Below are 25,899 nucleotides of genomic sequence, written 5' to 3'. Positions count from 1 at the left end.
CCCGGTACGGTTCGGTACCGGAACACCCGATCGAGCGACCGGTCACCGACTACCTTCCTGTGTGGAACCGACCGGATCGACGGCCGGGTGCCCGCCGAACTGAAACTCGAGCCGTGCGCCGCCCGTGGATCCGTTCGCCGTAACGACCGACCAGCCGTGGGCGGCCGCGATCTCGTCGACGATCGCCAGTCCGAAGCCGGTTCCGTCGTCGTCGGTCGTAAACCCGTACTCGAGGACCTCGTCGACGTGGCCGGCGGGGAAGCCAGGACCGTCGTCTTCGACGACGAACCCGACGATCTCGTCGCTGGGGACGCCGCCCGATTCGCCGAGCGGTGACGCGTCCGACCCGACCGATTCGCGGTCGATCGGTCCGACGGTGACGGATACGTCCGTGCCGCCGTGCTCGATGGCGTTCCGGTAGCAGTTCTCGAGCAGTTCCTCAATCCGGGAGCGGTCGCCGTCGACCGTCGGGAGGTCACCGACGTGCAGCCTGGCGTTCGCCGTCTGAACGTGGGTCCAGGCTTCCTCGGCCGCAACGCCGAGGTCCACGGGCGACGGGTCGCCGACGACGTCGCCCTGGCGGGCGAGCGAGAGGAGCTCCTCGATCATCCGCTCCATTCGCTCGAGTTCTTCGGAGATGATCGTGAGCGGTTCGAGTGACTCCCGCTCGAGTGCGAGTTCGGCGTTCCCGATCGCGATCGACAGGGGGTTCCGGAGGTCGTGACTGACGAGGCTGGCGAACTCGTCGAGGCGTTCGTTCTTCCGCTGGAGTTGCCGCTCACGCCGCTTCTGGATCCGGATGTCGGTGTAGATTAGATACCCCCGACGATCGGCACCGTCGGTCGAGACGGGGACGCTTCGCAGGAGAAACGGCTGCTGTCCGTCGACCGTCGACCGTCTCACCTCCTCCTCGAAGCGCTCCGCCGAACGAGCCGATTCGAGCGACGCTTCGACGGGAGCCTCGACCCCCGAAGGCACGATGAGATCGAGTACCGACTCGCCGACTGCATCGTTCGGCTCGTATCCGAACAGTCGGACGAACGCAGCGTTTGCGTCTTTGATGCGGAGCGTGTCCTCGTCGACGACGTATTGAATCGCGGCGTCGGGGATGTTTTCGAACAGTGCCTCGAACCAATCCCGTTCGGCCGTGAGTACCGCCTTGGATGCGGTTCGGCCGACAGCGTGCTCCGCGATGGTACACAGCAGCTCCGCGAGCCACGTGTCGGTTTCGTCGTAGGCCGCAGCCGTCGTCGAAATGAGCTGGAATGCGGCGGTGTCCCCGAGCGGCACCGACAGCACCGCACGGTAGCTATCGACGGTCGGTCGAGCCCAGTTTACCTCGCGGACGTCGTCGACCGTGATCGTCCGGCCCTCGGCGATCGTTCGCCCGACGATCCCCGCATCCGCCTCGAGCGGTTCCGCGTCGAGTTGCAGGTCCGTCCCTCGGGCGGCCCGTACCGCTATTCTGTCGCCGTCCCCGTCGGCGATCGTACACGCGTCGAACGAGAAGACGGTGTCTGCACCCTCGACGAGCAGATCGTACACGACGGCTCTGGACTCGGCGTCGCCGAGTTCCGACCCGAGGTTTCGGAGCCGCTCGAGCCGTTCACCGGTCTCGAGCCATTCGGAATGTCCAGACGACGTCTCCCGCTCACTGTAGGCAGAGGACTCGCTCACGGCACGGCTGACCCGCCGGGCGAGGAGATGGACGTCATCGTCGTTCGGCGTCGGCTCCCGTCTGACGACGTCGGTCGCTCCCGCCGCGAACAGGTCACGCACCACCGGCGACCACTCACGGTTCGCAAACGCCACGACCGGGCTGGAGAAATCGCGGCCGCCGATCGACGATAGTCGCTTCTCGAGGGCCGCCATCCCCCCGGCATCGACGACGACGCATTCGACGGCCGTCGCGTCCTCGACGGCGATATCGTCGGCGAGAATAACCTCGTACTCGTCGAGGGCGATCGACAGCGTCTCGGTCGTCCGGTCGTCGGTCCCAACGCAGATGATCCGGGACGACGAGGTCATTGATTGCAAAACGCAACGTACCGGGGGTGGTTAGCGTTTGTGGCGGCCTGACAGGCCGATGACTCGAGTTCGTCGCTGTCGCTCGTTTTCCGGACGACGCGACCACAGCGTTCGTGAGACGATCACGGTCCTGCGATTCGCTGCTGGCACCTGCATCGACGCCAATCTCGGCCCTCTCCAAACGCGAGAAACGGGACGGTGGTCGTTCATGCGCGACTGAGGCTACCGTGGGGAGACCCAGTAGTTGCGCTCCGGCCTCGAGGAGACCAACTCCGGAACGCTACTCGGTGCGCTCGAGGTGCGAAAAGTTCGCCGGAATCCCCTCCGACGAATACACCGGCGACGACGGTGCAAGCCTCGGGGAGCGGACCGAGCGTGGCTCGACAGCCGCGAAATCCGGCGGACGTGATCGGTGCTCGAAGCGCCCGCCTGTCCGACCTGCGGCCAGTACTCGCGTCGTACGACGTGTCTTACATCAGGTGATGCCGACAATACGGGCGGCCCCGAGCAGTCCCCACGCCGTCGCGAGCAAGACTCCGACGTACAGACAGTTGCCGACTCCGGAAACGAAGAGGAACCGTCGGAGTGGATAGGCGCTCACCCCCGCAACGATCGTCATCAACCCCCGAATTCCGGGGACAGCGTTCGTCACACAGATGGCCATCCCGCCGTAGGACTCGAACTGGCGTTCGACGAACGCGAGGCGGCGCTCGCTGATTCGACCCTGAACGACCTCCGGAAGCGACTCGAGGTACGGCACCGTCCGACGGAGCCCGAAGAACTCCGAAGACTCCTCGTTGAACCCCCGATAGAGCGTCCACTGCCCGACCGTCGCCGCGCCGACACAACCGACGACGGCCGCGAGCGTTAGCGCACTACCGGGGTCGGCCACCGTCACGTACCCGACGAAGACGACCGGCGGCTGCAACAGTTTTCCGACGACCAGCCCCTCGAGATAGAAGAGGACGACGAGAATCGGAACGCCGATCGAGACGGCAATCGCTACGAGGTCCATCCACCACCTCCGCGTGCGGGCCACCGCTTTCTCCATCCGCGTGCGGGCCACCGCTTTCTCCAGCTCCGGTATCGGTCACCCACCGCGCAGCCTCGCCGACTCCGCATAGTGGAGCAGTGTAACTGATACCACATGTGTTCTCTGATGTCAGGATGGATTGGCTATTCGGACGCCTTAAAGCACGAGCGGTGCGTTTACGGAAGTGTTCGGACGCACCATCGACACTCCTGGGAACGAGACAGTCCGTGAAAATCACGCCAGCCTGTCGTCATACGGTCTGCCCGCAGTCAGTTCCAGCACGGCCGCAGCCCGTCTTGCGGTCACGCGGATAAATCGGTCCGTCGGTCCACTTCCCCTCGAACGCGATCGCGGCGAAGGGTTATCGGATGACGTCGACGCCGTTCTGTTTCTCGAGTTCCTCGCGGCCGCCGTCGCTCTGGGCACCGAACCCGGAGTTCGACTCGACGTTGTTGCTCGCGTCGAAGTCTGCCTCGTTCAGCCCCTCGATGCTCGCACGCGACTTGTCGGCCTGTTTCTGCGTCGTCGGGCCGAGCACCTGTGCGCTCTGGACCCCCGTCATGATCGCCATCACGCGCACTTTTCCTTTGTAGTTCTCCTGGATACGCGCGCCCCAGATGACGTTCGCCGAGGCCTCGAGGCGCTCGGTGATGTTATCGGCGATGCCTTCGGCCTCCTTCAGCGTGAGGTCGGGACCGCCAGTGATGTGGACGAGTCCGCCCGAAGCGCCGCGATAGTCAACGTCCAACAGCGGGTGGTTCATCGCGTCCTTGACGACCTCGTTGGTCTTGTTCTTGTCCTGTGTTTCGCCGACGAGCATCACCGCAACGCCGCCCTGGTTCATGATCGTGGACATGTCCGCGTAGTCCAGGTTGATCAGCGAGGGCTGGGTGATCGTCTCCGAAATACCTTTGACGGTCTCTGCGATGATCTGGTCCATCACCGAGAACGCTTTGCCGATCGGGAGGTTCGGGACGTAATCGAGCAGCCGGTTGTTGTCGAGGACGATGATCGAGTCGGCCTGCTCGCGCAGCTTCTCGAGGCCTTCCTCGGCTTTCACCGTCCGGGCACGCTCGACGTTGAATGGCGTCGAGACCATGCCGACGACGATCGCACCCTGTTCTTTGGCGATCTTCGAGACGACCGGTGCCGCACCGGTCCCGGTACCGCCACCCATGCCCGCGGTCACGAAGACGAGGTCCGCATCCCCAAGGACCTCCTTGACCGTGCTCTGGGCCATCTCGGTGGCGCGTTCGCCCATCGACGGGTCGCCACCCGCACCGAGTCCGTTCGTCAGCGACTTGCCGACGAGAATCTTCGTGTCGGCCTCTATCATCTTCAGGTGCTGTTTGTCCGTGTTGACCGCCACGGTGTCGGCACCGTCGACGCCGATATTGTACAGACGATTGATCGTGTTGTTCCCGGCACCGCCACAGCCGACGATGACGATTCGTGGATCACCGAACTCGTCGTCGTCGAGTTCGGCGTCCATCTCGCGGGCCTCCTGTTCTGCGTTTTCGAGGGCGTCCTGAACGATATCCTGCATCGTTACACCTTGGCCCACGTTCGTTTGCCGGTCTGCTCGGTCTGTCCGTCGTACTGTTCGTTGATCATCTCGCGTACTGCCGACCGGATTGCTTCACTTCGGTTCGGGAACTCACCCGAATCGACGAGCTGTTCGACCTCCTCGATCTGCTGTTTCGGAATTCGCAGTGTCACACGCTCCATTGTTGTATTCCCCTGTGGGTAAGACGTCGCGCGCCCCTGTCAGACGCAGCGTGTCTTACGCTGGAGAGGACCTGGTTCGCACGTTTTCGCCATTTCCTCGCCGTTGTAAGACAATCGTCTTACGCGAATAAACGGAATAGTGGCAAGGGTAATAAAACTATCGTCAGACGTGACTTTCAACGTCTTACGACACTCGTCGATTCGTACTACCCCGACTCGAGGACGTCCGCAGCGGGCGTTCGACGGCCACAGCTCGGGCAAAACGCCCAGTCGGATCGGAGTTCGTCACCACATTCACAGAACAGGCGGTGTGAGGCTTTTTCGCCGCAGTTCGGGCAGTACACGTGGTCGTCGTCGACGTGTTCCCCGCACTGGCCGCATTGCGTTCCGCCGGAGCCGGGGTTTGGAGTACCGACTCGTCTGTCGCCGTCCGACGGCGGCACTCGTTCGCGTTCGTTCGTCGTCTCGACCGCTCGGTCGTCGACCCCCTCGAGCGAGATTGTGACGTTGACGTCCTGTGGCTCGCGTGCGTGTGTACGACGCGTCCTGTCGACTGGTTCGAGGCGGTCCGTGAGCAGATCGTCGACGCGTTCGCGGACGAGGTCGTCGATCGCCGTCTCCTGAGAGTCACGTTCCGGCGATCGCTCGCTCTCGGACGGCGCGTCGAGGTACGACCTGAGCGCCTCGCGCATCGCTTCGCTTTTGGACGTCTCGAGGGCCTCGAGTTCCTCGACGAGGTCGTCGTCCGCGCGGAACGTGATCTTGCTCATGCGTTCGGGTTACTCCCGTGTTATGGGCCATCCTATATCAATCATTCTTCCGTTCATCGATACCGACACGTTCGCTGTCGGCGAGAATGATAACCCTTATGTTTGCTTCCGGGTCTACGTTGACGTGCGACCGCCCTTAGCTCAGACTGGTAGAGCAGTCGACTGTAGATCGACTTGTCCCCCGTTCAAATCGGGGAGGGCGGATCCAGTTTCTCGCCGTTTTGTAGTCGGAGTGTATAACGGCGTTTACAGCCATTTTAGACAATCTGCCCCAGAGGTTCTCGTTCGCATGATCGGGCTGAAAATGTGGATTTGGGCTTGAAACCAGTTGGGAGGTCGCTGCCGTGTGCCGATTTTTGTAGTCGAAATACGGGGTGGTCGGAGTGACACACCCTTGACCTCGCCCGGGACGTCCACCCGCCGCCGTTGTAGAGCCCACGTTGCCAACCAGTTCGCTCGGGAGTTCGGTGACGATCGCAACCGCGCCCACCACTGCGGCGACTGTGACAGCTACACCCGTCTGAGCCGAGGCTCCGCCGCCGGACTCGAGTCGGTCCCGACATCGGCCATCGTGTCAACGAAGGCCCCCTCGAATTTCTTGACTGCTGATGGATGCGCCGAGAAGTCTGCCGGCGAAAACACCCTGCAGAAGAAAGCAAAGAACCATGCTACCCGTCGAGGTCGAAACCTTGAATGACGGGTTTCCCTCGCCGTCGAGCGATACAACTCGGCGGCACCGCCGCTGCACTCGCACTGACCGGACGGACCGCCGCGGACGCTGACGACGAGTCCGAAGATGATTCGGATCCAAACGACGAATACACCATCGGCATCTCGGTGGGCGTCGACAGGGACGACCTCACAGAGATGCAAGCGGAGATCGTAGAACGGCTGGAAGAGGGTGAAATCGAAGAGAACGAGGCACAGGAGGAGCTAGAAGAGGGTCAACTCGAGCTCTTCGAAGCAGCGATTGAGGAAGTCGAATCTCATCTCGAGGAAACCGACCACGTAACCGTCGTCGACGCCGCACCCGGCAGCGGCCTCGTCCTCGTCGACGGTGAACCGGCCGCGTTAATCGAGGCCCTCGAAATAGACGAGGTCCTGGCACTCGTCCCCGAAGAACAGTTCGAAGGGGCCGACGGAGAGTCCTGACTCTCTGTTTCTCGTACGGTCGGTCGCCTCTGTACACCACGCTCACACCGCATCAACGGCTGTCGAGTCAAGATCACGCAGATTTTGGACGCCGCCTCGCTGCGTTTCCCACGATGGATCGATCGTCGCAACCAGGCGGTTCTCGAGTTTCGGCGCCGTCACGATCGGACGATCAACGCGGCCACGAAAACGATTACGAACGCAACATAGAAACTCGTAAAATTATGGATGAGTGATTTATTCGTGGGCAATATCAGCGTTCTCATCGTCGGCATCGACGGTGTCGACGAGGACGTCGTTCGTTACTCGTCATCGTCGTTTTCATCGTTATCGCCGAGTGTCACAGTTCCCGAAACGTCTTCATCGTCGATTTCCACGGTGCCCTCGTGTTCTCCTACTTCGTGTTCGACGCTGACCGTGTACTCCCCTTCCCCGAGATCGGCGAACTCGACCTGTCCGTCCTCGCCAGTTTCATCCTCTTCGTCGACGTCCGCTCCATCGACGTGGACGGTGGCACCCTCGAGTGGTTCTTCGTCCTCGTCTTGAACGTCAATCGTTAGTGTGTACGTTTCCACTTCTTCGTCGTCCTCGTCGTCCACTTCATCGTCGTCCTCGTCGTCCACTTCATCGTCGTCCTCGTCGTCTACTACGTCATTTTCGTCTTCCTCGTCGTCTACTACGTCATTTTCGTCTTCCTCTTCGCCAGGACCCTCGTCGGCACAACCCGCCAAGACTGCCACTGCTCCGGTTGCCCCGACAAGTTTCAATACCGTTCGACGTGTGTGTCGATCTCTTCGTGTCATAGTGACCTCGGAGTCGAAGTTCACTCCTTCGGGAGAGGAGTTCGTTCGACTCCTGTGTCAGTTATTATTAACTTCTCCTTTCAGTCGAAGAGACCGTCATCGTTGTCGTTCTCTTCATTATCGTTGACCTCGTCGTTGTCCATGTCATCATTGACTTCGTCGTTGTTCATGTCGTCGTCTACATCATCATCATCATCGACTTCGTCGTCGTCCATGTCACCGTCAACTTCATCATCGTCGTCGACGTCGTTCTCGGGCTCCATCGTGACGTCAATTTCGAGGAGATTGAAATCAGGGTTGAGGAAGGAAGCAGTCGCGTTCATCGTTCCGGTATCTCCCACATTTGCCTCCACGGCGCCGTTGTCGATCATCAGGTGCGCCAGCGTTCCGCCTTCCCCACCGGTTTCGATCCGGATCGAGTACACATCGTAGTCGTCATCGAGTTCTGCTTCATCTGGGTCGTAGTGTTCGATGAAGTCATTCCGCGTGCTAGTCTCGAATTGAGCTATCACAGTGAACTCAGCATCCGGGTAGAAATCGTGTGCTTGAACGACGGCCTCTCCCGTTTCCTCCTCTTGAGCAGCGACGCTACCAGTGGTGCTCGCTGCTCCTGCGCCAACTGCGAGGGCGGTGGCAGCGAGTGTCCCCTTTTTCATGAAGTCTCGTCTCGAGTCGCCCACGGGTTCGTAGTTGTTTTCGGTCATATTGTTTCGATTTTGATTTGTTCGGTCGTTTCGATTCTCGTCAACTGCATCGCAACGCGTTGTTCTCTCGATGCGTCGGTCGCTCATCCTCTTGGTCATCACCTCCGATGATCCGATGAAATGAACCCCACAGTTGTACGTAAACCCCCATAGACACTACTGAACGGGAATCGTACTGAGACTGGTTTACTGGTGAACGGCCAGCAATCGAACCCGCGAAATCAATGGTTCGCTACCGAAGGTTCGTTCTCGAACAATGCAAACGATACAGAAATATCGTATACAGTGCGTTACGTATCACCCGTGGAGGAACAATTACGGCTCCAGAACGTCGATTGTTACCTGAGCGTCGTGTCGCCCAGTTCACTGTCGGCGAGTAGTGTGTGTTCGATGAGGGTCGCAGTGGCTCGCCTGATCCGTTTCGAGAGGGCGCTATCGCTGATATCTTCTTTTTGAGCGAGTTCGGATAGCTGAACCGTTCGGGGAGTATCGTAGTATCCGTTTCGATACGCAAGGAGGAGCGTATCTCGATAATTGGGTTGGAGTGTGGTTTTATCGACTGTGGAACTGGTGTTTTCGTTGGGAACCCCCGAATTGTGCACCTTTTGTAACGTAACCGGGATCTCCCTGTTGGTCGCTTCCATATTAAATTCGGACAGCGCCATATGCGAGTCGAAAAGGAGGTGAAATTCCCATTCGTTTGCTGTACCGGTTGCTTTGAGAACTCGACCTTCGTACTCGATCAATGGTTGAATGATACCATCGATATCGTCGTCGTTCCACTGAATCTCGAACAGCGTTTTCTCTTCGGTGGACGTGATTGCGTCCACGGCGTCGATATCTTCTTCTTCGAGCAACGTCGTTCGAACCTCCGCCGGTTCGATATGGGAAATCCACACTAGTGGCCAGTTTGGTTTGTGCTTGCTTCGAAACGGCACGACCGGTTCGAATTCGATCACTGCGTCAGGGATGGTATGAAATATCTGACCGAGGATAAACGTATCCGCTGGGACAGTTATTTCAGCGATCACAGCCATCGTATCACACTCTTCGATCCAGGATTCGAGATTCTGGTGTGGCGTTCATTTCTTCGTCACCCCCTCGTCAGGTCCAACAGGGAATCGCCACTATCTATTCACTTGAATCCATGCCTTCATTGATGAAGACGGATCTTCCACTAGATTTGCTTCTATTTCTCACTCCGCGATATCCGGGTTCGTAATAGACAGTTCGCTACCGAACTGACTACACCCCCAGTATTTCACCTTCGGTACTGTAGTCCTATCCAGGTTATACATTACAACAGCGTACTGGAATAGCTCTTCAGTCTATAAATAGAATTAACCATGTCAGTTATTGCAGAAATATCCGTTCCCGTAGATGCGTTCGTCCTGGGACGTATACTCGATGACGTTCCAGCGGTGGAGATCGAACTCGAACGTATCGTACCACTCGAGGAAGGCATCACTCCCCTGTTCTGGATTTCCGGAGCAAGTGCCGGCGAGATAGAGGCTATTCTCCGTGATCAACCCGAAATTGAAAACTTCGATGTCGTCACACGCATCGGAAACAGAGCGCTGTTCGAAGTTACGTGGGATCCAGAGATCACCGGGTTAATTCAAGCACTCATGGAAACCCGTGCGAAAATTCTCGAAGCTACCGGTACCGCACGACGATGGGATTTCAAAATCCGATTCCACTCCCACGATAATTTATCTTCGTTTAATGTCCGGCTCACAAATTTGGGTATTACTGTTACACTCCGAAAGATCTATGTGCCGTCACCAGACGACACAACGGACGTCCTCTCCTCCGACCAACGTGAATTACTCTTACTGGCGCACCGAGAAGGGTACTTCAAGGTCCCTCGGCGAACGACACTTTCCGAGTTAGCAACGAAAGAAGGAGTCAGCGATAGCGCAATTTCCCAGCGCCTGCGACGCGCATTGGACTCGTTTATATCGTATGAATTGATCTCTAAAAGACAATGAGCGCGTTTGAGATCCGAGTACGTCGTCGAAAAACACGTTAGTTTCCGCCGTCGTCATCGCCATTCTCGTCATCGTCTTCGAACGTGACGTCGACCTCGATTAGATCCCACTCGGTGTTCTTGAACGAGGGAGAATCGCCCACCGTTCCCCGATCGCCGGGATTCGGATCCACGTCGTTGTCGATCATCAGGATCACCGGCTTGCCCGCCGGTTCACCGACCTCGACTAACGCCGAGTAAACGTCCCAATCGTCGTGGTCGGTGAACACGTCTTCGTCCTCGTCGTACTCCTCGAGGAATTCCCTCCTGTTCCGTTCCTCGAAATCCGACAAGATCACGATCTCCTCGTTCGGGTAGTAATCGGTCGCTTTGAGGATGACTTCCTGAGTATCCTGAGCTGTGGCGTTGGTCGCAGTGGCTGTCACGCCAGCACCAGCCACGAGCGCAGTCGCCCCGGCCGTCCCTCGTTTCCCGAAGCCTGTCGATTCGTCCGCACCATCCTGATTATTTGACGTCATGGTTAGAGGTCGACCTCCGTTTCGATTAGATTCCGTTCGGGATTGCGAAACGAGGCGATGTCGTCCATTGAACCCGAATCGCCAGCTTCGACGTCCGGATCATCGTCGTCGGTGTCGATGAGTAGATGTCCCAGTTCACCTTCACCCTCGCCGATATCGATCCGGATTACGAACACCTCCCAGTCGCCAGGGTCGTCGAACTCCGCTTCGTCCTCATCGTACTGTTGTAAGAAGTTGTTTCGCGTCCTCGTCCCGAACTGAGTTAGAATATCGAAATCGGCCCCCGGGTAGTAATCGCTTCCGTGGAGGACGGCGACTACGCCGTTGACCGCCGTGGCGATAGTAACAGTCGCTCCAGTACCGACGGTGAGAGCGGCGGCCGCGAGACCTCCTTTCTTCATGAACGTTCGCCTCGAGTCGCCTGCTTGGTCCCGGATGTTTTCTGTCATACTGTCTGTAGTCGCGTTTGCCGGTTCTCGGTGTTCTCATTCGTTCGTCTCGCCAGCCCAACTCCTCGCGTCTCGCCTGCAGTATCGTCATCCCCTACTGCCACCGATCCGTCGGGAATCGTTCCATCTCGCTACGTGAAGGGATACTCGTTGTGTGCATAAACCCCCACAGACAATACCGAACGGAGAGCGTTGTCGAAGTGTCTCGCAATTGAATGGCCGACAGTACATTTGAGCCGACCGCTAGTTCGCCATCGAACACGACCCAAGAACCGCGATAGCTTCCTCCTCGGGTCGCTGTCGAAGTTCATCGATATCTCCGACCGCCATCTTCAGAGGTATACCAACCACTGGACGTCACCGCACACCTGATCGCACGACGAGAGCGCGGTTCGGAGCGTGCGCGGTTCGGAGCGTACGCGGTTCGGAGCGAACGGAGTGAGCGAGAACCGCGACGATGCGAACGGGGAACGCAGTGACCCGTGAGCGAGTGGACGAGCGAGAACCGCGGAATGGCGAGCGGGGAACGAAGTGACCCGTGAGCAAGTGTAACGAACGAGAACCGCGATGATGCGAACGGGGAATGCAGTGACCCGTGAGCTGTGCGATCAGTGGGTGAATAGTTCCAGTTGTTACTAGAGAGGTGGAAAATGGTTGTATTCTGCGTACGGTTCCTCGAGTGTACATTGGTTGGATCCTGTGAACGCATCTACGACACCCCCCTTGCGACTAAACCACGTGTCCCGACATGCGCTCCTAAGGGTTGATACGGTTTACTGCAAGTCAGTACCGGAGGACCAGGTGTCGTCCCGCGATCGCTCCGGTACACAGTTGCAGCAATTCGTATGAGACGGTGTAGTACGCCCTAGTTGGTATTGACCCGCGAGATGATCTCTCCGAGGAACGTGTCGTAATCCCGCGTCTGCAGGTAGACGGTTCCGGGTCCCGTAAACGTCATGACGTAACCCTCACCGCTCAACATCGTCTTCTTTAACCCACCGACACGGTGTGTGTTGAAATCGACCGACTCGTCCCACGCAACGGAGTGACCCGCATCTACGGTCAGAGTTTCACCGGGTTCTAACTCCTGTTCGAGGATACCGCCGTAGCTCCCGACGAACAGCGTTCCCGTCCCACTGGCCTCGAGGAAGAAGAGCCCTTTTCCACCGAGTATCGAGTCCAGGCCGCCCGAAACCGAATCGGTCGTAATGCCCGCTTCGTTCGCGACGTACGATCCCGACTGGACGTAGACGGATTCCGAATCGAGACCGACTCCGGTTACGTCTCCCGGTTGCGTGTGTGCGAATCGAACCGTCTGTCCGTTGGCGGTCGCAGTAAACGTGTTCCGAAACAGCGTTTCACCGCTGAGTACGGAGTTCTTTACCGACGAGAACAGTCCGTCGGAACTGCTGTGGGTATCCATTTCGACGTGTTCGCTGTAACTCATCATGGAGCCGGCTTCGACCGTAATCCGCTCGTCGGCATCGAGGGTCGCCGAAACGACCGTGTAGGACGGATCGTGTGTGAATTCGTAGTTCATATGACTGGTTTTCAGTCACAATGTAAGACTAAATATGTTTCCGTCAGTGCCAGCAAGATATATGAAATCTCCCAAACGAGACCGGCGGTATACTACAGTAGCCACTGAACGTCACTGCACACCCGATCGCGGTTCGGAGCGAACGCGGTTCGGAGCGAACGCGGTTCGGAGCGAACGCGGTTCGGAGCAGAACGGAGTGAGCGAGAACCGCGGAACGGCGAGCGGGGAACGCAGTGACCCGTGAGCAGAACGGAGTGAGCGAGAACCGCGGAACGGCGAGCGGGAAACGCAGTGACCCGTGAGCTGTGCGATCGGTGTATAACTCGTTTCAGTTGTTACTATAGCGGTGTGGCGTTTGTTCCGGTGAGAACACGCGAGAGGCGAACTCGAGACCAGTCCGGAGTGAACTGGCCGCGGACGGGCTGGCGACCGGAACATAACGAATTCCGAGCGAGGGCTCGAGTTTTTCGACACCCATTTGCATCTGCTATCCGGACAGCAATCCGGTACTCGTCGCGCAGTTGACTACTCGTCGCGCAGTTGCGTGACGACGGGACAATCCGCGTTCAACAGGACCTGCTGGGTCGCGTTCCCGAAGACGGCTTTTCCCGTTGGCGACTGGCGTCGACCGCCGATGACGAGATATCGCGGCTCGAGAGCGTCGACTTCGGCGAGAATTTCGTCTGTGACGGTCCCGATGCGCCCGCGCGGTTCGATCCGCTCGAGGTCGACGTCGTCGATCGTGTTCGAAACGAACTCGGTGACGAACTGCTCTGCGGTCTCTTCTTCCTGACTGAACGAGAAGTCACCGAAGCCAGGGATTTGCTGGAGGGAATCCCTGTGGGAGGCGTACTCGTCCGGCGGAACGACGTGAAGCGCGACGAGCGTGTCGTCGTACACCGTTGCGAGATCGTAGGCGGTCGTGATGACGTGTTTCGATCGTTCAGTCTCACCGACTGCAGCAAGTATCGTCATACGGTGCAGGAAGGCCCGGAGTTACATATATCTACACGGGACGATCCGACCCACCCGACGGCTGCAAGCGCCTGCCGATTCCTTTTGCAGCGGCTGAGAGTAGATCGACGTATGGCCGAAGAGGGGCCGAACCGCGACCGTGCACAGGACCGATCCGAACAGCGCAAATCCCGTCGAGCCGATCGTAGCGAATCGATCCTCGAGGACGTCGAACGACACCTCGGCGAACTCGAGTATCCGGTCACGAGCGAGGAGATCGCGGCGGAGTACGGCAGCGAGCCGATCGACATGCCAAACGAGACGGAGTCGCTCGGGAGCGTGTTCGACCGACTCGCGGGCGAACAGTACGACGACCCCGAAGAGGTTCGCGAGGCTGTTTACGGCGAGATTACGGGCGAAGCGGGCGACCAGCACGAAGCCAATCCCGAGCGCGACCTCTCGCGACTCGACGAGGAAAAGCAGGGCAATCTCGGCGAGAGCGGAAGCGATACGCTCTGAACCGGGTCGTCGAGAGTGGTACACGGGCTCTCGAGACGGGCTCGAGCGTGTGGGGTCCCACGCGCGCTCAACGCTGGGAGTACACCCGGCGCACACTGGATACTGGGAGTACATCGGCGCACACTCGATACCGGGAGTACATCTAATCCCGGAGACTGCATCTGCTAAGACGGTTCACACTACTCACGCGACGGCTGTTCGAGTAGGGTCTGGGTGTCTGGGCCGACCCGCCGTGACTATCGCAGCCGGTGGAACTACTCTATCGCGGTTGGTTACACCGTTAGCACGCGCGCGGCCAGCACCGAACGTGTGACCGGCAGTTCGCGAACGGAAGTGCATCGACTTTCGACGACTGCTATACGATAGCAGAACGGATTTACGTCAGCGACCACTGTCACCGCGTATGGATTACGAGTCGAGTCTCGACCGGGCGATGGACGACGTTCCCGACATCGGGGGCGACGAACAGCGGCTACAGATCCCCGACGCACAGGCCCAGAAGGACGGGGCGTTTACGCGATTTACGAACCTCGGCGAGATCGCCGACGTCCTCTCGCGCGAGGACGAACACCTCCACCGGTTCATCCAGCGGGAGATGGGAACGAGTGGAAAGTTCGAGGACGGACGCGGCCGGTACAACGGAACGTTCTCGACGACGGACTTCGACGCGGCGGTCGACGCCTACGTCGACGAGTACGTGCTTTGCTCGGAGTGTGGCCTTCCGGACACCCGACTCGTCCGCGAGGACCGAACGCCGATGCTGCGGTGTGACGCCTGTGGGGCGTTCCGGCCGGTGACCAAGCGATCGACGAGCGCACAGCAACAACAACAGACCGAAGCGGTCGAGGAAGGCAAGACGTACACGGTCGAGATCACCGGAACCGGGCGAAAAGGCGACGGCGTCGCGGAGAAGGGCAGCTACACGATTTTCGTCCCCGGCGCGGACGAAGGAGACGTCGTCGAGATCTACATCAAGAACATCTCGGGCAACCTCGCGTTCGCTCGACTCGCCTGATACGGATTGCTGTAACTGTTTACTGGAGCGACCGCGCCACGGTGCCCGGGCACTCCGGAAACGACGTACAGTAAACCGTATGAATCGGGAGTTCCGATCGTCGGTCGATTTCTGGGAACCTCGTACTCGACGTCGGACGGACCGCGAACCTCAAGTCAGTTTGGGTTAGTTACGCGAACGTGGGACTCTCGTTCGATCTCTTCGGAACGCTCGTCGCCGCGGACAGGACCGAAAACCCCGCCGGAGCCGTCGCAACCGAACTCGAGCGCCGCGATGTTCCGGTTCCCGACGACTGGGCCGAAGCCTACGCCGAGCCACACGTCGACGTCCCGGCGGGTGCAGAGGTTCCGCTCACGACTCACGTCCTCGACGCGCTCGCCAGTCGCGGGATCGAAAGCGAGGAACACGTCGTCAGACGTGCGGTCGTCTCGGCGTTCGAGCCGGCGGTCCGAACGAACGCCGGCGCGCTCGAGGCGGTCAGTGCGGCCCGGAGTCGGGGACCAGTCGCAGTCTGCTCGAACTGCAGCGTCTCCGGCCTCGTGGATCGAACGCTCGCCGAGTCCGCACTCGACCGGGACGACTTCGACGCGGTCGTGACGAGCGTCGATTGCGGCTGGCGAAAACCCGCCCCGGAGATATTCGAGACGACGGCGGACGAACTCGAAATCGCTGTCGAGGACCTCCTCCACGTCGGCGACGACCCGCGGGCCGACGGTGGAATCGAGCGCATCGGCGGGACGGCGCTGTTGCTCGAGGAGTCGCCGCTTCGGACGGTTCCCGATCGGTTCGCCGAACGAGGAGGGGAGACCGACCGATGACGGTTCGAAATCTATCGATGACCGCTCGAAACCGATCGATGACCGCTCGAGGCCGACCGGGTCGAACGGCGGTGGTTCGATTCGGGGTCGACGGACCGACGGCCGATCGGACCAGAGACGGCGAAACGAACGCGTTCGTCTGGGGGGTGAAAGCGTGGCGCTGACGACGCTCGCGCTGATCGCCCTCGCGTTCAGCCTCGATCTGCTCGTCGGGGAGCCACGAAACGCCCTCCACCCGGTCGCCTGGTTCGGCCGCCTCGTCGACGCGGTCGACCGGGAGTGGAGCGACGACGAGCGGGGGCAACGACGGATCGGCGTCGCCATCGCGCTGGTCCTCCCGCTCGTCCCGGCCGCGGCCGTCGGCGCTCTCGTCTTTTTTATCGGCGAGTTCCAACCGCTGGCCGGCGCGATCCTCGCCGGAATCGTCCTCTTTCTCTCGATCAGCCTCCGGTCGTTGCTGGAACTCACCGACGAGGTCGTCGTCGCCAGCGACGGCAACCTCGAGACGGCCCGCGAGCGAGTTCGCGGTCTGGTCGGCCGGGACGCCTCGACGCTTTCTCCCGAAGAGATCCGGAGTGCGGCGATAGAGAGCGCGGCGGAGAACCTCGCGGACGGGCTGGTTGCGACGCTTCTGCCGTTTGCCCTGCTCGCGCCGGTGTCGCTACCGCTCGCTGGGGCAGTCGCCGTCTGGGTCAAGGCCGTCAACACGCTGGACTCGATGCTCGGCTACCCCTCGAAACCGATCGGGACCGCGAGCGCTCGACTCGACGACGTCGTGATGTGGATTCCCGCCCGGCTTACGGCGGCCGCGATCGCCGCCGTCGCCGGGGATCCGCTGGCGCTCCGTCGCGCTCGTTCGTGGGCGAAAGCACCTGCCTCTCCGAACTCCGGCTGGCCGATGGCGACGTTGGCCTGCGTCCTCTCGATTCGGCTGGTGAAACCGGGACGCTACGATCTGAACCCCGACGCTGCGTTGCCGACCCTCGAGGACGGCGATCGAGCGCTCGCCGTCGTCGGGACGGCGGCGGTCGTTTCGGTGCTGATCGCCGCCGTCGGTTCGATAGTGGTCGACACGTTCGGGGTCGTCCTCGAGTTCGCGGCGTTCGACCCCATCGACGTTCGCGGTCGGATCGGCGACTGGATTCGGACCCGGACTCGCGTGGCCGAATCGGCTGAGTGGTTCCTCCGTCGGACCGCGGAGGTGAAACGGTGATTCGTCGCTGGCTCCGTGCGACGCGCGGTGCCGTCGCCTTCCTGACCCGTCTTCCGGTAGCCAGCCGCGAGGACCACTGGGAGGCGTTTCGATCGACGCCGGGCGCGTTTCCGCTCGTCGGTCTCCTCACAGGAGCGACCGCGGCGGTTCCGTTGCTCGCATCCGGCGAGCTGTCACCGGCGACCGTCGCGTTCGGGTACCTCGTCGCGGTCTACCTCGTGACCGGGATCAACCACCTCGACGGCGTCGCGGACGTGGGCGACGCGGTCGTCGTCCACGGCGACGTCGAACGCCGACGGGCGGTCCTGACGGATACGACGACCGGCGTCGGCGCGCTGCTCGCGGTGACGGTCGTGATCGTCGGCGTCGCCCTCGGGGGATACGGGCTCGCCGGAACGTCCCCTGTCGTCGCGGTCGGCGTCGCCGTCTCGGTCGAGGTCGGTGCGAAACTCGGGATGGCGGCGATGGCCTGTTTCGGCTCCGCAGGGTACGACGGGATGGGGCGACAGTTCACCGCGTCCTCGACCCCCAACGGGTTCGTCCTCCCAGGGGCCATCGTATTCGCGGTGGTAGCGTTCGTCTGGCCGCACCCGGCCGCGATCGCCCTCTGTGCAGCGATCGGCGGAACGGGGCTCGTCTGGTACTGGGCGAACCGCCACCTGGGCGGCGTCAGCGGCGACGTCTTCGGGGCGGCAAACGAGATCGGACGCGTCGTCGGTCTCCACGCGGGGGTGATCGCGTGGACGCTGTTGTGATGTGTGGTGGAGAGGGGACGCGCCTCAAGAGCGCCCGCGAGAAGCCGCTGTATCCGATCTGCGACATCCCAATGGTCGACCGGGTGACGGCCGCACTCGAGGCTGCAGAACGCGTCGGGACGATCTTCGCCGCGGTGTCTCCGAACGCTCCGGAGACGCGAACACACCTCGAGGAATCGGACGTTCGAAGCCTCGAGGCGATCGAAACCCCCGGAGACGGTTACGTCACCGATCTCCAGGCGGTCCTCGACCGGCCCGAACTCGAGACGCCGGTTCTCACCGTCGCCGCCGACCTCCCGTTGCTCGAGGGCGACGTTGTCGATCGAATACTAGAGAGACACGGCGAGGAAGACGCCTCGCGAACGGTTTGCGTTCCGCGGGCGCTCAAACGACGGCTCGGAGCGAGCGTCGACTCGAGCGAGCACCGAGACGAGAACCTCGTGCCGGCCGGGGTCAACATCGTCGGCAGCGATAGCACATCCATGACACACGTCAGTTACGACGTCCGACTCGCGGTCAACGTGAACAGGATCGAAGACGCCCGACTCGCGGCGGAGTTACTCCCTCGACAGGAGGTGGAGTGACGTGCACCTACTCCTTGCGGCCGGTACGACCGAAACGGCGCTGATCGACGGCATCAGCGCGGCCGGTGCATCGCCGGAGTTGATGGCACACACGCCCTCGGCCGACGTCGAAATCCTCGAGTACGGCGAACCGGTTCTCGCACCCGTGACGCCGGTGAGTCCGACGGGCTGTCCGACGCCCGCGGCGGTGACGCGGGCGGTTCGAGCGGTCGTCGACGTCGATCTCTCGGTGATCGACGCCGGACTGGCCCGGCCGACGGGTGCGCCGACGGTCGGCCTCGGGGTCGAACCGGGTACCGACCTCCGGGAATCCGAGGCGGTTCCGGACGCGGCGGCAGTCTACGAGCGCGCACGCAGTTTCGGGTCGAGCCTTCCGGCCGAGGAGGTCGTCGTCGGCGAAACCGTCCCGGGCGGGACGACGACGGCACTCGGCGTTCTCACCGCACTCGGCGAACCCGCGAGCGTCTCCTCCTCGCTCCCCGAGAACCCGATCGATCGCAAGCAACGGGTCGTCGAGGCGGGACTCGAGGCGAGCGGCCTCGAGCCAGGAGACTGCGCGGGAGAGCCGCTGTCGGCGATCCGGGCCGTCGGCGATCCGGTTCAGCCGACCGTCGCCGGCCTCGCTGCGGGGGTTCTCGACGCCGGCGGCTCCGTGATCCTCGGCGGGGGAACCCAGATGGTCGCCGTCGCTGCGGTCCTCCGACACGCCGGGGTCGACGATCCGATTTCGATCGCGACGACTTCGTTCGTGGCCGGCGAGCAGGGCCGTCGACTCGAGGACGCCTGCGAGCGACTCGAGTGCGACCTCGTCGTGACCGATCCCGGATTCGAGGCGGGTGGTCACGTCGCGATGGACCGATACTGCGCCGGCGAGGCGAAAGAGGGCGTCGCGATGGGCGGTGTACTATCGCTCGTTCCGGACGGGAAGATGGCCGCAGTGAGAGAGCGGTTCGTGGCCGTCTGCGATCGGCTCGGGATCGACTCGAGTGAACCGTCGGCGACCGGAACCGGTCGTGGCGATGGCGGAACATCAGCGCCCGGACGAAGCCAGGAAGGAAGCTGTAGATCTCAGGAGGGAACCCGTGGATCTCAGGAGGGAACCCGTGGATCCTGACGCCGTTCGGACCGTCGGTCGGGTTCCCCACGGCGGCGAGACGGATCCCGACGTCCTCGGCTTCTCGGCGAACACCAATCCGGAGACGCCCGAGGGCGTCGAAACCGTCTACGAGGACGCACTCGAGGAGTCGCGGCGGTATCCCGACGACGAGTATCCGGCGTTTCGGGCCGCCGCGGCCGCGTTCGTCGACTGCGATCCCGGCCGCGTGGTTCCCACGCCGGGCGGGCTGGCGGCGATCCGACTGGCGGTGGAGACGACCCTCGAACCGGGCGACGAGGCGCTGGTTCCGTACCCGAGTTTCGGCGAGTACGCCCGGGAGATTCGCCTCCAAGGAGCGTCACCGCGGTTCGTTCGATACGACGATCTGCCCGAACTGCGCTCAGCCGCGCTCGAGACGGCCGCGCTCGCCGTCGTCTGTACGCCGAACAACCCGACCGGCGACGCGATCCCGTCCGAGACGCTGGAGCGGTTCGCCGCCCGCTGTGCGGATGCCGGGACGACGCTGCTGGTCGACGAGGCCTTTCTCGGCTTCACCGACCTGCCGTCTGTGGCCGGCTTAGACCGGGAGAACGTCGTCGTCGCCCGATCACTCACCAAACTGTTCGGCCTGCCGGGGCTTCGCGCCGGTTTCGCCGTGGCTTCCGGAGACCGACGGGACGCGCTCGAGGCCGCACGCCGGACGTGGTCGGTCGGAACGCCGGCCGCGCGGGTCGGCACGCACTGTCTGGAAGACGCGGCGTTCGTCGCCGCGACCCGAGACCGGGTCGAACGCGAGCGCGAGCGAGTTCGCACGCGTCTCGAGCCCCGATTCGACGTCTATCCGTCTGACGCCCCGTATCTCCTCTGTGACATCGGCGACCGGGACGTCGCGGACGTGATCGAATCGGCGCGCGAGGATGGCGTCGCAATCCGGGACGCGACGACGTTTCGCGGGCTCGACTCTCACGTCCGAATCGCGATCAAGGACCGTCGACGAAACGACCGGTTGCTGGCCGCACTCGGAGTCGAGTGTGGCAACTCGGGGCGATGACCGAACGAGCGCAAGCCTATCGGGCGATTCGACGCGACGGGGTGCTTCGAGTCGACCGACCCGAAACCGAGTGGCTCTCGAGCGGCTGGAACGGCGGCCGGCGACGAACCGACTGCGCGTACAACGTCTCGGTTCCAGAGGGATGGAGCCGGACGGACCTCGCGGCGTACGCCGACGAGCGCCTCGAGAGGGCCGACCTCGAGTGTCTCGAGCGCCACAGTCAGAACGGACTCCGGGATGCGATCGAAGACCGGCCGCCCGTCCTGTTCACCGGCGTCGATCTCGAGCACGCACGTGGCGCGCGATGTGGCTCTGTGACGGTCTATGCGACGGCAGGGATCTCGAATCCGGCAGCGTTGCCGATGGATCCCGACAGTGGAACGCTCCCGACCGATTCCGATTTCGGATCGACGTCCGACGGTCGTCGGGGAGGTGAGCGTGGATCCGAAGCCGACACGCGACCCGATCCGGGAACCGTCAACCTCGTCGTCGGGACGACGCGGGCGCTTGCAGACGGAGCGCTTGCGAATCTCCTCGCGGTGGCCGCCGAGGCGAAGGCGGCCACGCTGCTCGCGACGACCGGGTTCCCCGGAACGACGACCGACGCGATCGTCGTCGGACACGATCCGGCGGGCCGGGCCGCCGCGTTCACCGGAAGCGCGACTCCGGTTGGCGAGGCGACGCGGGCCTGCGTCCGGGAGACGGTTCGTGCATCGCTTCGATCGCGGTACGACGGCGACGGATCGATTCCGGATTCGGTCGCGGACGCAGACCACGGCACAGCCACGGACGTCCGGGCACAGGTATTTCAGCCGGCGCTCGAGGAGAGCGAGGATCGAGCGCAATGACGGGAGGCTGCCCCCGACCGATGGTATAAACCGTCGCGTGCCCAATCCGCGGCCGATGACGGAGGACGACGATCCGACGTCGATCCGCTCGCTCGCAGTGTCGGCCGAGGACGTCGTCGACGCGTACGCGTACAGCCGGGAGAACCCGGGCGATGCGGTTCTCCGCGTGACGCCGCCGTTTCACGGTCGAATGCGCGCGCGTATCCACGTCTACCGGATCGACGACGCCCAGCTCACCGATGCGATCCACGTTTCTCCCGATGCGATCATCGAAGACGACGCCACCACAGCGTATCCGGAGTTCGTGGACGACCACGGGGAGGGCGACCAGGTCGACACCGAAACGATCCGAACCCGTCACGCCGAAGCGATCGAATCGTGGCGAGTACGAGCGCGAAATGCGATCGTCGACGAAGTCGAACTCGAGACCGACGACGGACGCCACCGCGTCGAGATCAAGCGGCTCGAATAAGGTTCCTCCTGGCTTCGAATTCGTCCGCAACCGGTTCCAGTTCGACTACTTTCACTTTCACCTCGCACGGATCGGATTGACGTACCGTCCGTCCAATTGAGAGGTATGTCGCTGATCGTCGACCGAAGCCCGGCACACGAAACGCCTGACAACGAGTGCAGCCTCGAGGAGACGGAACGGACGCGAATCGACGTCACCGACCTACACGCCGGAGGAATCGAAGCGTTCGTCGAATCGAGCGTCGACACCGATTACGTCTCACTCGAGACCCGCGGCGCTCGAACGTACCTCGTGCTCGAGGAGTGATACGGACTGCTGTAACTATAGTAGCTACTGAACGTCATTGCACACCCGATTGCCAGACTGATCGCGATCGGTGTGTAAATCGTTTCAGTTGTTACTATAGCAACCGGAGCGACCCCAGGACGACCGGTCGATCCGGGAATGACGTACAGTTAACCGTCTCAGCCAGTACGAACCCACTCGCACAACCGGTCGGGGAGCGCGTCGCGCGTCTCCGGACCGACCGCGAACCGCTCCACGTCACCCCTCGTTTTGACCTCGCCGAGAAATCCGTCCGTCGAGCGGTCTTTGATCGCGGCGAGGACGGGCACCGGCGCGTCGAGCGCCGATCGGGTCGCCTCGACGAACCGATCGCTCTCGAGTTGCATCGGAGCGATCTCGTCGATCACGAGACAGTCGCAGTCGCCCCGATCGACGGCGGTCTCGAGAGCGACCCGTGAGAGCCGATCGACGGCCGACACGTCGACCTGGTATTTCCCAACCCGTGGACCCGACTCGTACCGAACGTGGGCCATCACGGCCCGTTCGTCGGCCTGGAGCGCGACGATTTCGAACGCGACGCGACCACCGTCGTCGCGGATTTCCGGACAGGAGAGCCCGTCGATCGAACAGCCGCTTTCGCGAAGTGCGGCGACGGTTCGTTCGAGAACGGTCGTCTTCCCGCTCCGTGGCGGACCGGTGATCAGGGCGTTGTTCGGCACGCGTTCTCGATCAATTCGTGGATCCGCAGAATCTAAGCTCCAACGATCGGCGCGTCGCGAAATATACGGGTCGAGTCGCGGATCCGTCCAGTCGATGCCCCGATAACCCCTGCCGGCCCCAGACTTTTCACCGCGTTCGTGGGAGCGAGCGGCATGACTCGGACACCGGAGGACACCCGCGACGATGACGATCAGCGCGTTTCGGGCCGTGAGAGTGCAACGCGGCGACGAGTGCTCGCACGGAGTGTTAGCGCGTCGATCGGCGTCGTGGGAGCGGCGGGTTCGACCACAGCGGGCGAAACCGATCGAGCGCCCGGAGCGGACGCCGCGACGGCCGACCGGGAGGACGATTCCGTGACGGATCCGCCGCTCGAGCCCATGACGGATCTGCCGCTATTCGACGCTCACACGCACGTGATTCCCGAGGAGACGCTGGATCGTCCGCCGCTGAGCGGCGACGAACTCGTCGAGTGGATGGACGACGTCGGCGTCGACCGCGCCGTCGTTCTCGCGCTCGACTCGCCGGAGAGCTACCCGGTTCAGGCACCGAGTTGGTGGGTACTCGAGGAGGTCGAAGCGCACCCGGATCGGCTCGTCCCCTTCTGTACCGTCGATCCCCGGACGCTGGTGTACGGTGACGAGCCGGTCGAGAACCTTATCGAGCGATACGTCGAACGGGGCGCTCGCGGATTCGGCGAGTTGAAAGCGGGACTGCCGATCGACGACTCCCGGCTCGAGACACTTTATGAACGCTGTGCGGAGTACGATCTCCCCATCCTGTTTCACACCGACGAGAAGGCGATGATGGACGAGGTCGGCCTCCCGCGACTCGAGGACGTGCTGGCGTCGTACCCGTCGGTCGACTTCCTCGCACACGCCCACGCGTGGTGGGCACACATCTCCGCGGACGTGAGCTGGGAGGATCGGGGACAGTATCCCGACGGTCCGATCGAACCCGGTGGCCGGGTCTCCGAACTACTCGGTGCGTACGACAACATCTACGGCGACATCTCCGGGTTCTCCGGCTGGAACGCGCTCACCCGTGACGAGGAGTACGCACAGGAGTTTCTCGAGGAGCACTCGGAACAGTTGGTCTTCGGAACGGACTACCTCTATCCGGGTCAGGAGATCAGCCACTTCGAGCTCTTCGATCGGTTCGACCTCGACCGAGACGCGTGGGCCGACCTCAGATATCGGAATCTCGAGGGCGTGTTACGGTGACGTGTTCGGGTCGTGCCGAACCTGTTCGGGTCGTGCCGATCGTGGGGGTGGAGGGGTGTCCGATCGGCAGCCTCACCGGTTAGCGAAGTTTGCGGTACGCTCGAAGGACGAGGGAGACGGCCGTTCCGAACCCCGGAATCCGCGAGGAAACCGCGGCAGCGCCCAGCAGGAGGGCTCCGCTTTTGTGACGTCCCTTCGAGAACTCCATGACGGCATCGATGAGCGTCGTGACGACGCCGGCGTTTTTCAGCAGATTCGATCGGTCGCGTGCACCTGTCGTGGACATATCCCACGAGACGACCAGCGAGGGCAAACGCGTCTCGCTTGCGTACGCCGAGCGCGCGTCTCGGTCGTCCAGTAGTTGGGACGTGGTCGATCCCCGAATCGAACCGGTAGGCTGACGTCTCCGCGGACGGGTTCGTCGATAATGAGACTCGCGAGGGTTTCGACGGACGACGGACCGAGAGCCGGACGGTACGAGGACGGCGTCGTCCACGGTGAGGACGGCAGCTACGAGGTCGGCGTCGACGGCGAGTTGCTCCCGCCCTGTGAGCCGTCGGCGCTGTACTGCGTCGGGCGCAACTACGCCGAAACGCTCGAGCAGATGGAGTACGAGCGACCGGACGAGCCCGACTTCTTCATCAAACCGCCAGCGTCGGTGTGGGCACACGACGCGCCGATTCCCTACCCCTCGTTTACCGACGAGTTGACTTACGCAGGGGAACTGGCTGCGGTCATCGACGAACGGTGTCACGACGTCCCGGAGGCCGAAGTACCCGAGGTCGTCCGCGGCTACACGATCATGAACGACGTCGATGCGTTAGACCAGCAGGGCCGAACCGCACGGAAGGCGTTCGACGGATCCGGCCCGCTCGGACCGTGGCTCGAGACGGACGTCGATCCGACCGATCTCGAGATGCACACGGACGTATCCGGCGAACGGCGACAAGAGGCACACACCGGACTCATGCTGTTCGACCCGGACGAAATAGTCTCGTACCTCTCGAGGCGGTTCACCTTCGAACCGGGCGACGTCGTCGCGTTCGGGAGCCCCGCGAACCCGGGGCTGATCAAACCCGGAGACACCGTCGAAATTACCTACGAGGGCGTCGGAACCCTCAGGAACCCGGTAGCGAACCCGACCGAGTGAGAGTACACTTCGTCGAGCGGGCCATCGAAGGAGCTGACGATCGAGACGGTTCGCGTCGGTCGAAAGGGGCCCACCTCGACGGAAATCGGTCGGAAAGGGGTGGCCACGCCGACCTCGGTCCATTCGCTTACGGGTTCGTGCTGACTCCACCCGAAGAGTGAAGCGAGGACCACGAAACCGGCTGGGACGCATCGGATGGCGGCGAGGGAGACCTGTCGGAAGCGGATCGCGACGAGCTGATCCACTTCGGAATCGGCGTTCGCGGTCAGTTCGACGCCGACGATCGGTGCCGAGGGCGACGAGTTCGAGTGGGAGGCCAGTGAGACCGGCAGGCAGCCTTACTACTGTTCGCCCCACGCCGGCTTCATGTACGGTGCCCTCGAGATCGAGTGAGCGACCGGCGGTGACTCGACCCCCGCTGATCGCCGATCGTCCGATTCCCGCCGATCTCCGGTCACCCGATCCCCGCCAACCGACGGCCCGT

General features: G+C 62.1%; 33 protein-coding genes and 1 tRNA gene. 20 read left to right on the top strand and 14 right to left on the bottom strand.

Annotated features, from left to right (window positions below; genetic code table 11):
* Positions 1-42 precede the first annotated feature (42 nt).
* The 5 genes from EA473_RS05810 to EA473_RS05790 form a co-directional block, all read right to left on the bottom strand.
* Entirely contained in the window at positions 43-2,028 is a 1,986-nt protein-coding gene (locus EA473_RS05810) for an ATP-binding protein (RefSeq protein ID WP_124194716.1), read from the bottom strand.
* 475 nt (positions 2,029-2,503) lie between these two features.
* Positions 2,504-3,043: a DedA family protein gene (locus tag EA473_RS05805; protein WP_124194715.1), complete on the bottom strand. Its 540-nt coding sequence runs from the start codon at positions 3,041-3,043 to the stop codon at positions 2,504-2,506.
* 379 nt (positions 3,044-3,422) lie between these two features.
* Entirely contained in the window at positions 3,423-4,607 is a 1,185-nt protein-coding gene (gene ftsZ / locus EA473_RS05800) for a cell division protein FtsZ (RefSeq protein ID WP_124194714.1), read from the bottom strand.
* Between the two features lie 2 nt (positions 4,608-4,609).
* Positions 4,610-4,789, bottom strand: coding sequence for a ribbon-helix-helix domain-containing protein (locus tag EA473_RS05795; RefSeq protein ID WP_124194713.1), 180 nt, complete (start codon positions 4,787-4,789; stop codon positions 4,610-4,612).
* Positions 4,790-4,995: 206 nt separating this feature from the next.
* A complete protein-coding gene (locus tag EA473_RS05790; RefSeq protein ID WP_124194712.1) occupies positions 4,996-5,559 on the bottom strand; it encodes a double zinc ribbon domain-containing protein in 564 nt (187 codons plus the stop codon).
* Between the two features lie 130 nt (positions 5,560-5,689).
* Between EA473_RS05790 and EA473_RS05785 the strand changes: the two genes are divergently transcribed.
* The 3 genes from EA473_RS05785 (at position 5,690) to EA473_RS05775 (ending at position 6,711) form a co-directional block, all read left to right on the top strand.
* Positions 5,690-5,763: transfer RNA gene (locus tag EA473_RS05785), tRNA-Tyr, on the top strand.
* Between the two features lie 142 nt (positions 5,764-5,905).
* On the top strand, positions 5,906-6,256 hold the full coding sequence (locus EA473_RS23360; RefSeq protein ID WP_449289211.1) for a DUF7563 family protein: 351 nt from the start codon (positions 5,906-5,908) through the stop codon (positions 6,254-6,256).
* Positions 6,253-6,711 carry a hypothetical protein gene (locus EA473_RS05775; protein ID WP_124194710.1) on the top strand — a complete coding sequence of 153 codons (459 nt, stop codon included), beginning with the start codon at positions 6,253-6,255 and terminating at the stop codon, positions 6,709-6,711. Before EA473_RS23360 ends, EA473_RS05775 begins: the two co-directional genes overlap by 4 nt.
* Positions 6,712-7,013: 302 nt before the next feature.
* Here EA473_RS05775 and EA473_RS05770 read toward each other — a convergent pair whose 3' ends face one another.
* From EA473_RS05770 to EA473_RS05760, 3 genes are all read right to left on the bottom strand, one after another.
* Positions 7,014-7,451 carry a carboxypeptidase-like regulatory domain-containing protein gene (locus tag EA473_RS05770; RefSeq protein WP_243645196.1) on the bottom strand — a complete coding sequence of 146 codons (438 nt, stop codon included), beginning with the start codon at positions 7,449-7,451 and terminating at the stop codon, positions 7,014-7,016.
* Positions 7,452-7,594: 143 nt separating this feature from the next.
* Entirely contained in the window at positions 7,595-8,218 is a 624-nt protein-coding gene (locus EA473_RS05765; RefSeq protein WP_243645195.1) for a twin-arginine translocation signal domain-containing protein, read from the bottom strand.
* A 338-nt stretch (positions 8,219-8,556) separates the two neighbouring features.
* Positions 8,557-9,255, bottom strand: coding sequence for a helix-turn-helix domain-containing protein (locus tag EA473_RS05760; RefSeq protein WP_124194708.1), 699 nt, complete (start codon positions 9,253-9,255; stop codon positions 8,557-8,559).
* 309 nt (positions 9,256-9,564) lie between these two features.
* Here EA473_RS05760 and EA473_RS05755 point away from each other — a divergent pair, with 309 nt between their 5' ends.
* The gene (locus tag EA473_RS05755; RefSeq protein ID WP_124194707.1) at positions 9,565-10,209 is read left to right on the top strand and encodes a helix-turn-helix domain-containing protein; all 645 of its coding nucleotides are present in this window, start codon (positions 9,565-9,567) and stop codon (positions 10,207-10,209) included.
* A gap of 37 nt (positions 10,210-10,246) precedes the next feature.
* On the opposite strand, the gene EA473_RS05750 is transcribed toward EA473_RS05755, so the two are convergent.
* From EA473_RS05750 to EA473_RS05735, 4 genes are all read right to left on the bottom strand, one after another.
* Entirely contained in the window at positions 10,247-10,726 is a 480-nt protein-coding gene (locus EA473_RS05750; protein ID WP_124194706.1) for a calcium-binding protein, read from the bottom strand.
* A gap of 2 nt (positions 10,727-10,728) precedes the next feature.
* Positions 10,729-11,175, bottom strand: a complete 447-nt coding sequence (locus EA473_RS05745; protein ID WP_124194705.1) for a twin-arginine translocation signal domain-containing protein — start codon at positions 11,173-11,175, stop codon at positions 10,729-10,731.
* A gap of 865 nt (positions 11,176-12,040) precedes the next feature.
* Positions 12,041-12,715, bottom strand: coding sequence for a TIGR00266 family protein (locus EA473_RS05740; protein WP_243645194.1), 675 nt, complete (start codon positions 12,713-12,715; stop codon positions 12,041-12,043).
* A gap of 525 nt (positions 12,716-13,240) precedes the next feature.
* Complete coding sequence (locus EA473_RS05735) at positions 13,241-13,690, bottom strand: universal stress protein (protein WP_124194703.1); 450 nt, start codon at positions 13,688-13,690, stop codon at positions 13,241-13,243.
* 111 nt (positions 13,691-13,801) lie between these two features.
* Here EA473_RS05735 and EA473_RS05730 point away from each other — a divergent pair, with 111 nt between their 5' ends.
* From EA473_RS05730 to EA473_RS05680, 12 genes are all read left to right on the top strand, one after another.
* Complete coding sequence (locus tag EA473_RS05730) at positions 13,802-14,188, top strand: DUF5789 family protein (protein WP_124194702.1); 387 nt, start codon at positions 13,802-13,804, stop codon at positions 14,186-14,188.
* Between the two features lie 403 nt (positions 14,189-14,591).
* Positions 14,592-15,203, top strand: coding sequence for a translation initiation factor IF-2 subunit beta (locus EA473_RS05725; RefSeq protein WP_124194701.1), 612 nt, complete (start codon positions 14,592-14,594; stop codon positions 15,201-15,203).
* A gap of 179 nt (positions 15,204-15,382) precedes the next feature.
* Positions 15,383-16,021 carry an HAD family hydrolase gene (locus EA473_RS05720; RefSeq protein WP_124194700.1) on the top strand — a complete coding sequence of 213 codons (639 nt, stop codon included), beginning with the start codon at positions 15,383-15,385 and terminating at the stop codon, positions 16,019-16,021.
* Complete coding sequence (locus EA473_RS22190) at positions 16,018-16,185, top strand: hypothetical protein (protein ID WP_165875209.1); 168 nt, start codon at positions 16,018-16,020, stop codon at positions 16,183-16,185. Before EA473_RS05720 ends, EA473_RS22190 begins: the two co-directional genes overlap by 4 nt.
* Positions 16,176-17,234, top strand: a complete 1,059-nt coding sequence (gene cbiB / locus EA473_RS05715) for an adenosylcobinamide-phosphate synthase CbiB (RefSeq protein WP_124194699.1) — start codon at positions 16,176-16,178, stop codon at positions 17,232-17,234. The genes EA473_RS22190 and cbiB overlap by 10 nt, the downstream gene beginning before the upstream one ends.
* A complete protein-coding gene (gene cobS / locus EA473_RS05710) occupies positions 17,231-17,989 on the top strand; it encodes an adenosylcobinamide-GDP ribazoletransferase (RefSeq protein WP_124194698.1) in 759 nt (252 codons plus the stop codon). Before cbiB ends, cobS begins: the two co-directional genes overlap by 4 nt.
* Positions 17,989-18,573: an NTP transferase domain-containing protein gene (locus EA473_RS05705; RefSeq protein WP_124194697.1), complete on the top strand. Its 585-nt coding sequence runs from the start codon at positions 17,989-17,991 to the stop codon at positions 18,571-18,573. The genes cobS and EA473_RS05705 overlap by 1 nt, the downstream gene beginning before the upstream one ends.
* Position 18,574: 1 nt before the next feature.
* Positions 18,575-19,687 (top strand): nicotinate mononucleotide-dependent phosphoribosyltransferase CobT, encoded by a 1,113-nt coding sequence (gene cobT, locus EA473_RS05700; protein ID WP_124194696.1) that lies wholly within the window; start codon positions 18,575-18,577, stop codon positions 19,685-19,687.
* Positions 19,677-20,720 (top strand): threonine-phosphate decarboxylase CobD, encoded by a 1,044-nt coding sequence (gene cobD / locus EA473_RS05695; RefSeq protein ID WP_207890145.1) that lies wholly within the window; start codon positions 19,677-19,679, stop codon positions 20,718-20,720. Before cobT ends, cobD begins: the two co-directional genes overlap by 11 nt.
* A complete protein-coding gene (locus tag EA473_RS05690) occupies positions 20,717-21,568 on the top strand; it encodes an adenosylcobinamide amidohydrolase (RefSeq protein WP_124194694.1) in 852 nt (283 codons plus the stop codon). The genes cobD and EA473_RS05690 overlap by 4 nt, the downstream gene beginning before the upstream one ends.
* 55 nt (positions 21,569-21,623) lie before the next feature.
* Positions 21,624-22,040, top strand: coding sequence for a hypothetical protein (locus EA473_RS05685; protein WP_124194693.1), 417 nt, complete (start codon positions 21,624-21,626; stop codon positions 22,038-22,040).
* Positions 22,041-22,145: 105 nt separating this feature from the next.
* Complete coding sequence (locus EA473_RS05680; protein ID WP_124194692.1) at positions 22,146-22,346, top strand: hypothetical protein; 201 nt, start codon at positions 22,146-22,148, stop codon at positions 22,344-22,346.
* Positions 22,347-22,504: 158 nt separating this feature from the next.
* On the opposite strand, the gene EA473_RS05675 is transcribed toward EA473_RS05680, so the two are convergent.
* Positions 22,505-23,044: a nucleoside-triphosphatase gene (locus EA473_RS05675; RefSeq protein ID WP_124194691.1), complete on the bottom strand. Its 540-nt coding sequence runs from the start codon at positions 23,042-23,044 to the stop codon at positions 22,505-22,507.
* 153 nt (positions 23,045-23,197) lie between these two features.
* On the opposite strand from EA473_RS05675, the gene EA473_RS05670 reads away from it, so the two are divergent.
* Positions 23,198-24,265 carry an amidohydrolase family protein gene (locus EA473_RS05670; RefSeq protein WP_124194690.1) on the top strand — a complete coding sequence of 356 codons (1,068 nt, stop codon included), beginning with the start codon at positions 23,198-23,200 and terminating at the stop codon, positions 24,263-24,265.
* Between the two features lie 79 nt (positions 24,266-24,344).
* Here the strand turns inward: EA473_RS05670 and EA473_RS05665 are convergent, their stop codons facing one another.
* Positions 24,345-24,551 carry a hypothetical protein gene (locus tag EA473_RS05665; protein ID WP_124194689.1) on the bottom strand — a complete coding sequence of 69 codons (207 nt, stop codon included), beginning with the start codon at positions 24,549-24,551 and terminating at the stop codon, positions 24,345-24,347.
* Between EA473_RS05665 and EA473_RS23010 the strand changes: the two genes are divergently transcribed.
* From EA473_RS23010 to EA473_RS05655, 3 genes are all read left to right on the top strand, one after another.
* Positions 24,544-24,666 (top strand): hypothetical protein, encoded by a 123-nt coding sequence (locus EA473_RS23010; protein WP_279387641.1) that lies wholly within the window; start codon positions 24,544-24,546, stop codon positions 24,664-24,666. The genes EA473_RS05665 and EA473_RS23010 overlap by 8 nt on opposite strands.
* A gap of 26 nt (positions 24,667-24,692) precedes the next feature.
* A complete protein-coding gene (locus EA473_RS05660) occupies positions 24,693-25,415 on the top strand; it encodes a fumarylacetoacetate hydrolase family protein (protein WP_124194688.1) in 723 nt (240 codons plus the stop codon).
* A 282-nt stretch (positions 25,416-25,697) separates the two neighbouring features.
* Positions 25,698-25,808 (top strand): cupredoxin domain-containing protein, encoded by a 111-nt coding sequence (locus EA473_RS05655; protein WP_243645197.1) that lies wholly within the window; start codon positions 25,698-25,700, stop codon positions 25,806-25,808.
* The last annotated feature ends 91 nt before the right edge of the window (positions 25,809-25,899 follow it).

This window comes from Natrarchaeobius chitinivorans (genome assembly GCF_003841505.1).
In the GTDB taxonomy this organism is placed as follows: Archaea; Halobacteriota; Halobacteria; order Halobacteriales; family Natrialbaceae; genus Natrarchaeobius; species Natrarchaeobius chitinivorans.
Note: the sequence above shows the minus strand (reverse complement) of the source record. Positions and strands in the feature narration are given on the sequence as shown.

Coding starts and splice junctions, on each gene's coding strand:
- EA473_RS05810 (WP_124194716.1), bottom strand. CDS start 2,028: ATGACCTCGTCGTCCCGGATCATCTGCGTTGGGACCGACGACCGGACG.
- EA473_RS05805 (WP_124194715.1), bottom strand. CDS start 3,043: ATGGACCTCGTAGCGATTGCCGTCTCGATCGGCGTTCCGATTCTCGTC.
- ftsZ (WP_124194714.1), bottom strand. CDS start 4,607: ATGCAGGATATCGTTCAGGACGCCCTCGAAAACGCAGAACAGGAGGCC.
- EA473_RS05795 (WP_124194713.1), bottom strand. CDS start 4,789: ATGGAGCGTGTGACACTGCGAATTCCGAAACAGCAGATCGAGGAGGTC.
- EA473_RS05790 (WP_124194712.1), bottom strand. CDS start 5,559: ATGAGCAAGATCACGTTCCGCGCGGACGACGACCTCGTCGAGGAACTC.
- EA473_RS05775 (WP_124194710.1), top strand. CDS start 6,253: ATGACGGGTTTCCCTCGCCGTCGAGCGATACAACTCGGCGGCACCGCC.
- EA473_RS05765 (WP_243645195.1), bottom strand. CDS start 8,218: ATGACCGAAAACAACTACGAACCCGTGGGCGACTCGAGACGAGACTTC.
- EA473_RS05760 (WP_124194708.1), bottom strand. CDS start 9,255: ATGGCTGTGATCGCTGAAATAACTGTCCCAGCGGATACGTTTATCCTC.
- EA473_RS05755 (WP_124194707.1), top strand. CDS start 9,565: ATGTCAGTTATTGCAGAAATATCCGTTCCCGTAGATGCGTTCGTCCTG.
- EA473_RS05750 (WP_124194706.1), bottom strand. CDS start 10,726: ATGACGTCAAATAATCAGGATGGTGCGGACGAATCGACAGGCTTCGGG.
- EA473_RS05745 (WP_124194705.1), bottom strand. CDS start 11,175: ATGACAGAAAACATCCGGGACCAAGCAGGCGACTCGAGGCGAACGTTC.
- EA473_RS05740 (WP_243645194.1), bottom strand. CDS start 12,715: ATGAACTACGAATTCACACACGATCCGTCCTACACGGTCGTTTCGGCG.
- EA473_RS05735 (WP_124194703.1), bottom strand. CDS start 13,690: ATGACGATACTTGCTGCAGTCGGTGAGACTGAACGATCGAAACACGTC.
- EA473_RS05730 (WP_124194702.1), top strand. CDS start 13,802: ATGGCCGAAGAGGGGCCGAACCGCGACCGTGCACAGGACCGATCCGAA.
- EA473_RS05725 (WP_124194701.1), top strand. CDS start 14,592: ATGGATTACGAGTCGAGTCTCGACCGGGCGATGGACGACGTTCCCGAC.
- EA473_RS22190 (WP_165875209.1), top strand. CDS start 16,018: ATGACGGTTCGAAATCTATCGATGACCGCTCGAAACCGATCGATGACC.
- EA473_RS05705 (WP_124194697.1), top strand. CDS start 17,989: ATGTGTGGTGGAGAGGGGACGCGCCTCAAGAGCGCCCGCGAGAAGCCG.
- EA473_RS05690 (WP_124194694.1), top strand. CDS start 20,717: ATGACCGAACGAGCGCAAGCCTATCGGGCGATTCGACGCGACGGGGTG.
- EA473_RS05685 (WP_124194693.1), top strand. CDS start 21,624: ATGACGGAGGACGACGATCCGACGTCGATCCGCTCGCTCGCAGTGTCG.
- EA473_RS05680 (WP_124194692.1), top strand. CDS start 22,146: ATGTCGCTGATCGTCGACCGAAGCCCGGCACACGAAACGCCTGACAAC.
- EA473_RS05670 (WP_124194690.1), top strand. CDS start 23,198: ATGACTCGGACACCGGAGGACACCCGCGACGATGACGATCAGCGCGTT.
- EA473_RS05665 (WP_124194689.1), bottom strand. CDS start 24,551: ATGTCCACGACAGGTGCACGCGACCGATCGAATCTGCTGAAAAACGCC.
- EA473_RS05660 (WP_124194688.1), top strand. CDS start 24,693: ATGAGACTCGCGAGGGTTTCGACGGACGACGGACCGAGAGCCGGACGG.